The 12,902-nt window shown below is 42.7% G+C and carries 11 protein-coding genes; 5 read left to right on the top strand and 6 right to left on the bottom strand.

Features of this window, described 5'->3' with window-relative positions; genetic code table 11:
• Window positions 1-2: 2 nt before the first annotated feature.
• From SOO65_RS15515 to SOO65_RS15495, 5 genes are all read right to left on the bottom strand, one after another.
• Complete coding sequence (locus SOO65_RS15515) at window positions 3-1,715, bottom strand: IucA/IucC family protein (RefSeq protein WP_321392219.1); 1,713 nt, start codon at window positions 1,713-1,715, stop codon at window positions 3-5.
• Entirely contained in the window at window positions 1,709-2,887 is a 1,179-nt protein-coding gene (locus SOO65_RS15510) for an MFS transporter (RefSeq protein ID WP_321392217.1), read from the bottom strand. The genes SOO65_RS15515 and SOO65_RS15510 overlap by 7 nt, the downstream gene beginning before the upstream one ends.
• A 122-nt stretch (window positions 2,888-3,009) precedes the next feature.
• Window positions 3,010-3,765: an SDR family NAD(P)-dependent oxidoreductase gene (locus SOO65_RS15505; RefSeq protein ID WP_321392212.1), complete on the bottom strand. Its 756-nt coding sequence runs from the start codon at window positions 3,763-3,765 to the stop codon at window positions 3,010-3,012.
• Between the two features lie 110 nt (window positions 3,766-3,875).
• Entirely contained in the window at window positions 3,876-4,730 is an 855-nt protein-coding gene (locus SOO65_RS15500) for an endonuclease/exonuclease/phosphatase family protein (protein WP_321392207.1), read from the bottom strand.
• 75 nt (window positions 4,731-4,805) lie between these two features.
• Entirely contained in the window at window positions 4,806-5,318 is a 513-nt protein-coding gene (locus SOO65_RS15495; protein WP_321392205.1) for an NADPH-dependent FMN reductase, read from the bottom strand.
• Between the two features lie 84 nt (window positions 5,319-5,402).
• Here SOO65_RS15495 and SOO65_RS15490 point away from each other — a divergent pair, with 84 nt between their 5' ends.
• The 5 genes from SOO65_RS15490 to SOO65_RS15470 all read left to right on the top strand — a co-directional run bounded on the left by SOO65_RS15490 (window position 5,403) and on the right by SOO65_RS15470 (window position 9,279).
• Window positions 5,403-6,566 (top strand): Bcr/CflA family multidrug efflux MFS transporter, encoded by a 1,164-nt coding sequence (locus SOO65_RS15490; RefSeq protein WP_321392202.1) that lies wholly within the window; start codon window positions 5,403-5,405, stop codon window positions 6,564-6,566.
• A gap of 80 nt (window positions 6,567-6,646) precedes the next feature.
• On the top strand, window positions 6,647-7,270 hold the full coding sequence (locus SOO65_RS15485; protein WP_321392199.1) for a hypothetical protein: 624 nt from the start codon (window positions 6,647-6,649) through the stop codon (window positions 7,268-7,270).
• 271 nt (window positions 7,271-7,541) lie between these two features.
• Window positions 7,542-8,117, top strand: a complete 576-nt coding sequence (locus SOO65_RS15480; RefSeq protein ID WP_321392195.1) for a hypothetical protein — start codon at window positions 7,542-7,544, stop codon at window positions 8,115-8,117.
• A 15-nt stretch (window positions 8,118-8,132) separates the two neighbouring features.
• Window positions 8,133-8,360: a hypothetical protein gene (locus SOO65_RS15475; RefSeq protein WP_321392192.1), complete on the top strand. Its 228-nt coding sequence runs from the start codon at window positions 8,133-8,135 to the stop codon at window positions 8,358-8,360.
• Between the two features lie 100 nt (window positions 8,361-8,460).
• The gene (locus tag SOO65_RS15470) at window positions 8,461-9,279 is read left to right on the top strand and encodes a hypothetical protein (protein ID WP_321392189.1); all 819 of its coding nucleotides are present in this window, start codon (window positions 8,461-8,463) and stop codon (window positions 9,277-9,279) included.
• Here SOO65_RS15470 and SOO65_RS15465 read toward each other — a convergent pair.
• Entirely contained in the window at window positions 9,276-12,890 is a 3,615-nt protein-coding gene (locus SOO65_RS15465) for a hypothetical protein (RefSeq protein ID WP_321392186.1), read from the bottom strand. The genes SOO65_RS15470 and SOO65_RS15465 overlap by 4 nt on opposite strands.
• Window positions 12,891-12,902 lie beyond the last annotated feature (12 nt).

Raw genomic sequence — 12,902 nt, 5'->3', positions numbered from 1 at the left:
ATTTATTTTCCTACTAAGAATGGGTTAGGGATTTGGACATAGATGTCCAGTGGGTTCTTGGCCGTGTTCTCGTTAATGTTTCTGAGACTACACAGGAAGTTCCCTTTATGTTGTAAAACTTTGTCATTAAGTAAGTACTGAATGCAGCTTGGATCTTTAGGGTCCTCTGCCAGGGTAGCTTCCAGGAAGCTTCTCATTTGGTGAATGAGTTTTTCTTCCGAAACAGCATTTCCTTGAGCAATGGCCGTCATGACATTAAAGGTCGAATTAATGATGAGATAGTAAGTGAACAAGTAGTTCGCGATCTCATAATTAAGAATGTTCCCATTATCGATATCAATGCTTTTTACAGATTTTCCGAATAATTCAAATCCAAGAGGAGAGTAACCAGTTCCATGACAATCGCGGAAAGTGGCCTTCACAGGAAGATTGTTTTCAATCCCTATAATGAGGTTTTGCTGATGGGCCCCAAGAAGGATTCCAAAGTTCTTCTGAGCATCAAGCATTGGAGCCACTGCATTTTTCAAATACAGTTCAAACCATTTCTCAGAAGCTTGAGCATAATCAGTTTTATTTTCTTCAGCATATTTTTTAATCAGAGTCTGAAGAAGATTCTCTTTAAAGTCTGGATGGTCCTGAGTTAACACCGCTAGAACCACATGCTTCACTTTATCAGATTTAAAACTATTCTCACGACATACAACAAAGGTCTCCTTGATCGGAGCACCATTCTCGTCTTTGATTGCGTAATACGAAGGCTCAAACACCACATTGAAACCAGGATGAGTCTCTAGAAGCGTTTTTCCTTCAGTTGTGTTGAACACCTCATGCACTTGAAGACCTCGAAGTAATTCGTGCTCAAGAAGGTGGCGCATAGAGTTTGTGAGTTTCACATTGAGTGAAAACTTCAGCATGTAGTCCGCGTTCTCGCGGTAAATCGTTCTAAGAGAAGTCGTTGGATACCAGTCTGGACCCGTTTCATTCATCTCAATCATGCGACCTTCTTTCATGTAGGTCTGAATAATCGGCATAGAAAGAATATGCTGAGCTTGCCAAGGATGCATTGGGAAGGCCTGGTAACCTTCAATCGCCGGCCGATGCGGGAATTCTTCCTTCCACATCTTGTTTAACCAGCCGAGATCTTCAAACACCTCAGATGATTTTTGATAGATCATATCATTGGCGACCCAGAACCAACGTAGAGGAAACTGGCCACCACATTCAGGTGAAAATAACTTAGCATCAATCTGATTAAAGCCGGTTTTATTTTTTGGTGCTGGATGAAAAGCATGACCCACAAATAAAGCGCGTTCAGCGTCTTTGAAGTCAGGCAATGAAGTAAAGATTGATTCAAAATCGCTCTTACGAAGTTTCAGTGAGAATCGAATGTTCTCTTCACTGTCTTTCACACGGGAAACAAAGTTTTTAATGTTTTGAATCTCGTCTTCAGTTTTTGCCAAAACATTTAGCATTAGCTCAACTGACTGAGAGAAAGAAACCGATGAATAGTCGCCCTTGGTACCAATGAAGAAAGTTCCTTGATACTCATGACGGCCCAAGCGAGAGTGACGCTTAAGAGGAATCACAAGTTCTTGTTCTGGATTTAAAAGAACGAAGAAAGCATTCTGACCCTGGAAAGTTCCGAGGCGTTGCTGTCTCCATTCGAGGAAGAGAGAATTATAAAAACATGTGGCCGAATGTAATGAGGCTAACATACTTTGACCTCGACTTGAGTCAAGATTCTAACTCCACTCACAATGAGAAGCCCCAGAATAAGAACCGAAACTAACTGATGATTACCAATTGCCGCGAGAATTCCACCCAGGGCGTATGAAAGTGTATTGAATGAAGCAAGCTGTCCCAAGCGTTGACCACGAGTTTCACCACCTAGACCAAGACTTTCCATAAATGTGATGTTGCTTGGTTGAAGGAATGCAATTCCCAAAGAGATGCCCGCAATACCGGCCCAGTAACTAAGCTCACTCGGCAGAAATGAGATAAGAAGAGCACCAACAGTCATAGCAAGAATTCCCACAGAAAGCGGAACTCGCCAGTTATTTTTAAAAAGGGTACTGCCGACGATTTGAACCACCGCCATGATGATGGTTCCGCTTAAAAGAAGTTTTGCCATAAATGTGCTTGCCGCTTCGGCATTCAAAGCGAGATCCAAACTGATCTTTTGTCCAAGACTTGAATGTAGCATTCCGGTATAGAGACCAAAGCTCATGGTGAGAGCAATTGGAAGTATAAGTTCTTTTGAAACTACGAATGGAGAAGGACGTTTTTTTGAAGTTTTTGGTTCACTTGGTTCTTTTTCACTCATCATCACAATGAGATTCAAAAACCAAAGAACAGCTCCCCAAATTGTGAGACCGTGAATGATGGTCTGAGTACTGAACGGAAGTAGGAGAAGGCAAGGTCCTAATGTGCGACCAACATTTAGGTAGGCAGAGTGAGAGAACATGCTCTTCATCATCTCCTGACCATACGAAAGACGAATACTTTGAGAAATCGCAGGAATTCCAGAAGCAAGAGCGCCGTAAGAGATTCTTCCCATAAGAAGAATCATCAGTGCCGTTGTCATGGTGAAAGACTTCTCAAGAAAGAAAATGAGAGAAGCAAAAACCAGAGATACAAATAGGCCTGTTACATTGATGAAGAGAACACGATGGGGATTTTCTAAATCAGCGCGATTTGACCAATAAGGTGATCCCCATAAGAAGATCAATGTTCCAAAAGAAAAGGCGAGGGCAATGATGGAAATTGAAAGGCCAAGTTTCATCGCCAAAATCGGGAACAAAGAAAACAAGAGAAGTTGATTGGCCCCGAAAGTCAAAAGGTTGAAATTTAGAACTAATTTTTTTAGGCCAAAAGGTAATTGAAACATCTTAAATCAAAAGAGTTTTTTGGTTGTTGAAATGACTTGTACCAGAGGGGAGTTTGATAAGTCAAACAGAGGTTTAAGTTTTTAAACGCTTTTAATTTATTCGATGCGAAAACGTGAAGTTTTTACTGTCTGGAATTGGCCTCATTAACGCGGCGTTGAAACTCAGTTTTAATCTTATCTGGAATGATTTGATTGGCCCAATTTTGAAGTTTATTTTTCAAGCTCGCTTCAAATACCTTACTTCGACCACTTACTAGGGCCTCATACCCTTCACGGGCATGAGCAACGACATCATTTTCAAACTGATTTTCCTCTCCGATGACTGGAATCATAGTGGTGACCGTGACTCCATTCGTTCGAGCGAGGTGTTGAATAGAATCAACGAAACTCGTGAGAAACGCCATGCTCGCTCCATAGATCGTTTCCAGAGGTGAGGAGTTAGCGGCCGGAAAAGCAGAAGCGAGAAGAATTTTTCCTTGGCCCTCACCCATCATGTCTCTCAACATGAGCTTAGTGAGATGAATGACGGAAACGATATTGTGATTGATAAGATGGATCTCTCTTTTCAAAGCTGTTTCATTAAATTCACCACTCACACCATCAATGCAAGTCATGACGAGAACATCAACAGGGCGGTTAAAGGATTTGATTGTTTCGTAAAGTTTTTCGGTCCCTCGATAAGTTTCTAGTTTCACTTCCAGGCCAATAACTTGAGTGCCGTAAGTTCGAAGATCATCTTCTGCATTGGCGATGCCGTCACTTGGAGAAGTGATGAGAAGATCATAACCGTGTGAAGCAAATTGCCGTGCCATTTCCATACCAAGTTTGCTTGAAATTCCGGTGATAACGGCAAATTGTCTTGGGTTCAATTCACTCACAGCATTGCTCCTGTTTTACCCCGTGATGGGGAAAAAATGGACCAACTCCCGCAAGTATATGCGGGAGCAAGTCGTTATGAATGGAGTTTGCAAAGTGAGTGCCGAATCAATTATTGATCGACTGACATCTCGAGAAAAAGCGGCCTGTGATCACTTCCAGATACCTGGCCAATAACTTCAGCGTTACTTACAGAAAGGCCACGAACAAAGGCATGATCGAGGTAGTTATTTGTAAATTTGAAGCGCATGCGAAGGTGACCATTCTTGAAAGTCACAGTCTTGAAACCGTTCTTCTGAATCATGTTCAGAAGATATTTTGTGCGCATTTGAGTACGAGTATTAAAGTCGCCTGCAAAAAGAACAGGACCAGTATGTTGATCGATAATGGCCTGTGCCTGATTCATGTGTCTCACAAAAGTCGCGTGACTGGTGAGATTGATTCCATGAACCGAGATCACTAATAGTTCATCCTGGCGACCTTCGATAGGATATTTGGCGAAAGTCATGGCCTTAGGAGTGCCGGTCACGGGCTCATCGTCCACTGAATGCTTCACGATCACTTCAGTAGGATCAACATTAGAGCCGATCATGGTTCCCGTCGCCTGATCATTATACATGCGATAGAGAAAACCAATTCCCATGTCCCAACGGATTCCATCAAAAGCAGAAGTGGTGTTATTAAAAAGCTGAGTTCTGTAGGCCTCTTGAAGAAGAATCAAGTCACGGCCTTCAGCAAACTTTTTGAATTCCGGTTCCCAATTAAACTCTAGACCCTTTTTGATGTTCCAGACGAACACTTTAATTGATTCAGGTTTGAAGAAGCGATCTCGAGCAGATCCATAAACCGCATGAGATTGGGCCTCGGGCAAAATTCTAAAAAAACGGGTCAGGACATCCTTGTCTTCGGCAACAGCTTGAACGTTAACCAAAAATACGAATGAAATGAGCAACAATAATCGATCCATGATTATTAACTCCAGTACCTAATATTATGGCATGATTTTTTTTACTTGAATTTTGCAGTGGGGCAACAGACAGGATTAGAGGCATAGTTTAACTAATTCCTGACTGACCGATAATAACGATTTCTCGTCCAATACTTTATTACTATGAGTGAGGATTTGGCGCCCAATTACATTCATACCAATAAATGCGAGTTGTGTTCTCATGGCAAGCAGGACGTTAAAGCCGCCTCCGCCAGAGAAAGTTGCGATGGCAGCAGGGCGACCGTTTAAGCAATTTCTCCAGTCTTTGCTTGAGCGGCTAAGCCAGGCCAGAAAGTTATTGAACACCGGAGGTGTACTTCCGTTGTACTCCGGAGCGATAAACACATATCCATGGGCCTGCTCAAGAAGGGGCATTTGACCCTTTAAAAGTTCGGCCCCAGTAAATTTTGATTCAGTTCTCGAAGAGTACAGAGGGAGATCAAGTTCGACCATATTGATGATTGAAACGTTGGCATTCTGAGATTCAAGGCTTTCTTTGAATTTTTGAGCGAGTTCCAAGTTTTTAACTTCACTAGCAGTGAGGATCACAATGTTTTTCTTTTCCATGGATAAAATTCTATTGAAGAGAGTGTGTAATGGCGATAAAAAAAGACCCCTGTATTGTTTGATTCCTGTTAAAAAGAGTTAATCGTGAACCTCACTATCTTGATCCTTGGTCTTTTGACCGCTTTTGGTCCTCTTTCAATCGATATGTACCTTCCGGCGCTTCCGGGAATAGCGAAAGACTTTGCTGTGCCATTGGCATCTGTTCAGTTATCTCTTGCCTCGTTTCTGGTTGGGATTGCTTTGGGCCAGATCTTCTATGGTCCCATCACCGATCGATGGGGAAGGAAGAAACCTCTTTATGTTGGTTTGATCACTTACGCTCTCGCCTCATTTGCTTGTGCTTCAACGTTTGACGTAAATGGACTCATCTTTTACCGATTCATGCAGGCCCTGGGTGCTTGTGCCGGTATGGTCATTACCCGTGCCATGGTCAGGGACCTTTATCAGTCCCATGAATCCGCGAAAGTATTTTCATTATTAATGCTCATTATGGGGGTGGCCCCAATTCTTGCTCCTGTTATGGGCGGAATTCTCACTACCGCATTCGGTTGGCGCTCTATTTTCTGGATCCTGACAGTCATTAGTTTAATGGCGCTATTTTGTGTGTATAAGTTTTTACCGGAAACTCATAAACCCGATGTTAAGTATGGAGTGAAGGACATCTTCCGCAACTACATTGGTATTTTTAAAGATAAGAATTTCACCGGCTATACTTTGTCGATGAGTTTGGTCTACGCAGGAATGTTCGCCTACATCACGGGATCGCCCTTTGTGTTCATTGATCACTATGGATTAACTCCTGCTCAGTATGCATGGGTGTTCGGAGCAAATGCATGCGGGCTCATTACTTTTTCTCAAATCAATGGACGCATTCTTCGAAAGCATCCGCCGGAAAAAATCCTGGTTCGTGCTCTTCCTTTCGTGACTATCTTTGGTGTCATGATTTTAATCGTAGGTCTAACTAACGGGCCGATTTGGGCCATGTGCGGATGTTTGTTCCTTATCATCTCAAATATGGGTCTAATTGCTCCGAATACTTCTGCCTGTGCTTTGGCCCATCAGAAAAAACACGCAGGTAGTGCCTCGGCCTTAATGGGCACCATCCAATTTGCAGTTGCGGGGATAATCTCAAGTCTCGTCAGCCATTTTCATAACGGGACCATCCTCACAATGACTGCAATCATGTGTATTTGCGGGGTCTTATCTTATTTAGCTTACTTACTACTCGTTAAGCGCCGGGCCCTTTAGACGAAATCCAGTTTCCTTGGGTTTTCATGTTGAATTCCTTTTGCTACAAGGGCGCATCTCTTACCTGAAAGGAGCTCAACATGAAATTCGTTTCTCTATTAGTCGCATTCTGCTTTTCACTAAATGTGATGGCGTCAACCGGAACAATCCAAGAACTTGAAAGAAGCATTGATGAATATCAATATGCTTTAACAGTTGATTGGGACCAAAAAGATGAAAAGTTCTATGAAGAACATACTCAAATCTTTTTCAAGAAAATGTCTAAACTTATCGAAGCTGGTCTTTCTCAAAAAGAAATTCAGACGCTCGTTGAAAAACGTGTAAACAATAATAAAGCAGTTGAAGCGCTTAAACTGAAGCTTTCGCTTCTTGCGAAGAACGCCTCATCTGAAGAACTTGCTCAAGTTGTGAAAGAGGCGACAAAAGAACTATATGCTCAAGGTGCTAGTTGGAACGGCTACGTGATCTTCCCGTGGATCGCTGGTGGTATCGTGGTTGCTCTTCTTGTGTATGGCGCTTGGTGGGATGCAAACCATGAGTGTGTTGCTTATGAGAATCAATATGTATGTAACACATACAATACTTGTAATGGTCAGGTTTATTACGGGCCAACATACTATGGAAGTACGACATGTACATTTCCACAAACTTATACAACTTGCGGTTACGCAGACGTTTGTACCGAGTACGCTAGAAAAGATTAGTTAATGAGGGCCACTCGAGAGAGTGGCCTTTTTGTTTTTACCCGCATTCCGGAATAAAACTCCCATCATTCATTCTGCATTTAAACACTCCGTCTCCGGAAAAAATCTCTTCCCAGAAAATTGAATTCATAGAAATCTTCAAACTTTCATTTCTTTCGCGCACCAACCTCTTGTTGCATCAAATATCGTTCCGTCGAAAATACGAACTCCTTTAGAGAAAATTTAGGTTTGCCCATGGAAAGGCAAAAAACAAAAACAGTAAGGAGTTTTCATGACGAAATCGGTACTTCCTCTCGCGCTTGCAGTCGGCTTGTTCTCTGTAGAAGCTTCACTCGCAGCGGTGCCAACCTTGGCCAAGACCTTTGACACCAATGTTACAACTGTAGGCATGACCAGTTCACAGGAATCAAAAATTCAGTCGGCCGAAAGAAAAATTCGCGCAGTCATTGGTTCTGAAGAATTCCGTACCCGCGTTCTTAATCACACATACGCCGGCAAGAAACAGTTTTTGAGTAACAATGGTCTAACTAATGCTCAGATCTATCAAAAAATTCTGGAAGGAGCAGAAAAGCTGACGCCGACAAAGAACAATGCGATGGATATCACTGTTAAGTTGTATTACCAAAATTCAAGCACAGTGGGTTACACAACGACTTCCAGTAAAGTCATTAACATGAACACGAAGTTCTTTAACAAGTACACCTCTTCAGAGGTTGCTCACAATATGATGCACGAATGGATGCATAAGTTGGGTTACAGCCATACTTCGTACTACACATCTAGCCGAATTTACTCTGTGCCATACGCGCTTGGTAAAATCATGAATGAACTAGCACCGAAGTATTAATTTAAGGAGTAATCAATGAAAAAAATTGCAGTTTTAATGGCCCTCTCTTTAACAACTTTGGCCTTCGCGGAATCGACTCAGATTGAATTTGATCAAAACCTGGAAGTTAAATGTCATCAACAAGCAGTGGCGGCAAAATGTGTAAGTAACACAGGTGAGCCGAACTTCTCTTGTATTGAAAAGAATATTAACGGCAAGGTGAGTAAAGATTGTAAATCTCTCTACCGCGCAAATTCTAAATAATTCACCACACAGGGACCCTAAGGGTCCCTTTTTTTTGGCGCTCTTAGCATTGTAATGATTGTCAGCAATGGTGAAGAATCAGTGCATTGATGAGAGTGCCATGAAGAAAATTCTCTTACTCAAATTTGGGATCATCCTGTTCCTTGCCGCTTGCGGTAAGAACACTAAAGTTGATGATGAAATCCAATATGAGGAACCACCTAACGGCACCTATACCGCTTTACTATTTCCCATCAACGATAAGGTCGCACCCAATGTCACCGGGAAGGTGAGGGTGATTAAGCTTGGCGATCAATTCGAAGTTCTCATTAAACTTTCTAAAGGTGGTGGAGGAATCCATCCTCAACACTTACACACAGGCATTGAATGTCCGATCATGAACGCAGACGCCAATCGGGATGGCTATGTGGATTATAACGAAGCTCAAAAGAGCATTGGCCGTAAGCTTGTGCCTTTTGATGACGACTTAAGTTCTCAAATCGCAGGCAATCATGTCTTCCCTGGTGGTGATTACAGGTACAAAAAGAGCACCTCTTATTCATTGATGTTAAGTGATTTGAAACAGCCGGATGATGCTGAAGGTGACTCGATGGTAAAACTCGATGGGGTCGAGTTACCACTTGATGGAAGAGTGGTTGTCATCTACGGTCAACCCAAAAAATTACCGGCGGCCCTCGCAAATAGTGAAATACCTATTGCTTGTGGAGTGTTAGCAAAAACGAGTTCCTATCCTGATGATAATGAATGGGAGGAAAGAGACGACACAGTTAGAAGGCCAAGACCAAGGCCAAGGCGAGAACCGCCTGAGCCACCACCACCTGAACCTCCACCAAGACCACCCGAACCGGATTCCTGGTGGGAGAGAATGTATGATCGATGGAATCGGTGGCGAGAGCGCTGGCGAGATTGGTGGGATTAGTCCTCGAACAAGCGAGGACCTTCGTCTTCTAGTTGCCAAACTGCGCGAGGAACCGGCGTAGATGATAGACCCATTTTGTAAGCGTGGTAGTCAAGCATCTTCTGTTCATCGTCAGGATTGTTCATGTCCCACATGATAGAAGTCCAGCCTGCGCCATATCTACCGGTCAAGGCCACATGTTGCGGAAGAATGACATTCGCTTCTGGGAGAGTTGTACCGGGAGAAACAAATAGATCTGAGGTCATTACAACGCTAACTTTTCCGCTTGTGTTACAAGCGGCCATGACTGTTGATAATTGCGTACCGGTTATGTTTGTGACTTGTTGATACTGTGGTAATCCGCTATCAGGTTTATAAATGACAACGAGCTTTTTATCTGTGATAGGTAGACTAAAATAACCAGAGCTATAAGAATTCCAGGATGAGAGAGTTGACCAGGCCGGAATATCTAAAGTATTTCCATTAGCACATGTATAAGGAACATTTTCTAGAAGCAATTTTCCGGAGATACCACCGCGAAAGACATCGGTCATGATGCCGTTGTTATTTCCTAGGACCGGATTTCCCTGGCCTGGAAAACCATTGAGGGCCGACGTTGAAAGGTCTCCAGCGAGAAGTTTACCTAGATTAATGACTCGTTGATAGATTCCGTTGTTAATTCTGCTGAAATAGAAAGTTCCATTTCCTCGAGTGAGAAAACTTGCATGATTGGGAACGACCACATCAATGATTTTTGCGTTTGGAACGTTCTCGTCTACTAGCATTGAGACATTATTACTAACGAAGCTACCGTTATCCCAGAAATGTACATTCATTTCAGTTCGAGCGATCTCCCCTTCGTTCCTATAGGCCAGGCCCGCAAAGAAGTCGCAGAGTAGTGGGTTGGATGGATGATAACAACCTAGCTGGCCACCAACTCTTGAATCGTAGATCTTTCCCGTGGATTGATTGGTATGCACGAGAGTTGAAATGGCATAGCTTCCCGAAACATTTCCATCAAACTTTACATTTTGAATTGTGCCAGCGTTTTTTCCAACAAACCCCGCTGCATACCCACTAAATCTACCGATCGTGGAAACCTTCATATTTAGAAGCTTTCCGTTGTTTTGAAAAACGAAAACCGCAGAAGGAGATGCCATAGAGTTGGCCGAGGTATTAGTACGTCTCATACCATAAATTTTTAAATTTTTGATCTCACCAGTAAGAGTTCCAATGTGGGCAGTGCCTGTAGTTCCAGCAGAATCGACATTACCTCCAATTAAGGCCTTGTTGTTTCCTTCCAGTTTCGAACTGAAAGTAGGAATATCATATGGAGCAGTCCCTAGATTTCGGAGTCTGATATTTCCCATTAGCTTGATGTTGAGACCAGTTGAGGCATAGCTTTGATAATCAGTTTCATTACAAATAAGGATTGGCGAATCAGTTGTACCAGTTCCCGATGGTAGAGCAATTGATGAACAAGGATGGTATTCAAAATCAAAGCGAGGATAAACCCCATTCACCATTTTCCAGTCGTCCGAAGTTGTATCTGTCAAGGCCGTCATTGAACTCAGAATTCTGAAATCCCCGAGTGACCGGAGAACAAATGAGCTTGAGAGGTTTGTTGCTTGCTCTCCAGAATCTGAGGGGTAAAGGTTATAAACCGTCGAGGCTACACTTGGAGTTCCTGATTCTGCGTAACCAACAATAGCTCCTTGTTTACAACCTGTGCTACAACCAGTTTGAATGTTGGCCAGAGAATAACCGGTAGATAAATTACCAACGCCGGTCCAGTAACCAATAACTCCACCTGTATAATTATAAAGATCTGATGAATTAGAATTGATATTAGAGATAGTGTAGAAATTTGTAAGAGAGGAGGTATTTGATGATCCCGCAATACCACCAACTTGTTTTCCGTCCGTTTTAATCTCGCCCTCGTGCTTTACCCAATCAAAGACGGAATTTTCTGCACGGCCCGCAATTCCTCCCACGTCTTGAATACTTTGTCCTGACCTTGCTTCGACATCAACTTCAGAAATGACTTTTTTAACATCAGCAAAGGTGAGTAGGCCCACGACCCCGCCAACTTGAGAAGAATCACCTCTGACTTTACTATTCACAATAGAGATTTGTTGAAGTGTTCCGTAATGCAGATATCCGATAAGTCCACCCACATCTGTTTTACCAACATTGTCACCAAACTCAGGGCGGCCCTGAATTTCAGCGTCTTTGATTTTAATATTATGATAAATGATATCTGCCGGTGAACTTGATCCAGTCGATTCGGCCGCTACAGCACCTACACGGAAACGAGCTTCAATTTCCGGTTTTTCCATTGAAAAGTCACCAATGTAAATTCCAGTACCTTGTACATGAGCAAATAGCCCAAGATGACTTCTATCACTGTCACGAAGTCTGAGATTTTTTAAAGAGAAACCATTACCAAAAAAATTTCCAAGGAAAGTATTGATATTGTCCCAGATGATTGTGCTTCCAGAGCAGGTAGCATAAGCATAACCAATTGGAATAAAGTTCGTTCCTAGTTCAAGACATGGGGCCTGTGGTAATGGAGTGTTGGCAATTCCCACTGAGAAGGGATTGAAGTCCAGATTGGCCTGAAGTTTGTAGGAGCTAGAGAATTGTGTATGAAAGTTAATTCCATAGAACTGAGGAACATCACAAATTGTGTAAGGGTGCTGGGGGTGCCCGGTTCCTGCTGCGAATGGGTGATCTCCAAGATTGGTTCCTGTTCTTCCCAAACAAATTTGAGCAGGCGTTATTTCGATGTAGTGATGAGTTTTATAAAGACCATTATAAACTTTCGTAGCAACTGATGGTGCCGCTGCTGTTCCGTTTGAATAAATAATTTTCTCAGCTCCACGTCTTCCAATCGTGGCATCACAATCAGTTGAACCAGGAAACATTTCGAGTAAAAATCTGAACGGAAGACCAGGTCCGCCGGCCGGTAGTCCTTGCTGCTCTAATGAGGTCGTCGTAGAAACACATTTACCGGCAAATGATCCATTATCAATTCCATTTACGTGTGTGAGGGCTGAGAATCGATAACTACCAATAGGGGCCTTGTAAGACTTCTTGTTTGGATCATTATATGTATCAGTACAAAGATTAGTATTGCCGGTCACTCCTACAATTGAAGAACAGAACTGCATCTTCACAGACGAAAGATTGCCTCCATTCATTCCTGCTGGACCTGCGAATACTGAGTTTGAACAATTGGGATTTGTGATCGAAAGCTCAATTGATTTTGGTTCGCCAGTCAGAATTGTTGGCTGACTGATTCCACAACGAACAATTCCTCCAAAGGGAGTGTTATTACTCGAATTGGCGGCACCTTCATAATCTTTGGAGCCGTCCCACGCCATGGCATAAAACGTCCAACTTGTATTATCTAGGCTTAGTTTTAATTCATCTTTATCTTGGAGGAGTTGAGCGAAACTTTTTCCGGTCGTACTTTGACCCCAAATGATTAATCCACCACCAGCAATCGCACTTGTATTCGATCCGCCCATCACAAAGTTATGGCTTACTTTCAGACCAACTTCTGTGCCTTTCTGACTACAGGCCACTGCGGTCAAAAGAAGGGTAAGGAGAATAAAACATTGCTTCATAAAAGTCCTGAG

This window comes from Peredibacter starrii, assembly GCF_034259205.1.
GTDB classification, from domain to species: Bacteria; Bdellovibrionota; Bacteriovoracia; order Bacteriovoracales; family Bacteriovoracaceae; genus Peredibacter; species Peredibacter starrii.
This window is presented reverse-complemented; position numbering and strand designations above follow the sequence as displayed.

Excerpts from the sequence above, each read along its gene's own strand:
- SOO65_RS15515 (WP_321392219.1), bottom strand. The coding sequence starts at position 1,715 with ATGTTAGCCTCATTACATTCGGCCACATGTTTTTATAATTCTCTCTTC.
- SOO65_RS15510 (WP_321392217.1), bottom strand. The coding sequence starts at position 2,887 with ATGTTTCAATTACCTTTTGGCCTAAAAAAATTAGTTCTAAATTTCAAC.
- SOO65_RS15500 (WP_321392207.1), bottom strand. The coding sequence starts at position 4,730 with ATGGATCGATTATTGTTGCTCATTTCATTCGTATTTTTGGTTAACGTT.
- SOO65_RS15495 (WP_321392205.1), bottom strand. The coding sequence starts at position 5,318 with ATGGAAAAGAAAAACATTGTGATCCTCACTGCTAGTGAAGTTAAAAAC.
- SOO65_RS15485 (WP_321392199.1), top strand. The coding sequence starts at position 6,647 with ATGAAATTCGTTTCTCTATTAGTCGCATTCTGCTTTTCACTAAATGTG.
- SOO65_RS15480 (WP_321392195.1), top strand. The coding sequence starts at position 7,542 with ATGACGAAATCGGTACTTCCTCTCGCGCTTGCAGTCGGCTTGTTCTCT.
- SOO65_RS15475 (WP_321392192.1), top strand. The coding sequence starts at position 8,133 with ATGAAAAAAATTGCAGTTTTAATGGCCCTCTCTTTAACAACTTTGGCC.
- SOO65_RS15470 (WP_321392189.1), top strand. The coding sequence starts at position 8,461 with ATGAAGAAAATTCTCTTACTCAAATTTGGGATCATCCTGTTCCTTGCC.
- SOO65_RS15465 (WP_321392186.1), bottom strand. The coding sequence starts at position 12,890 with ATGAAGCAATGTTTTATTCTCCTTACCCTTCTTTTGACCGCAGTGGCC.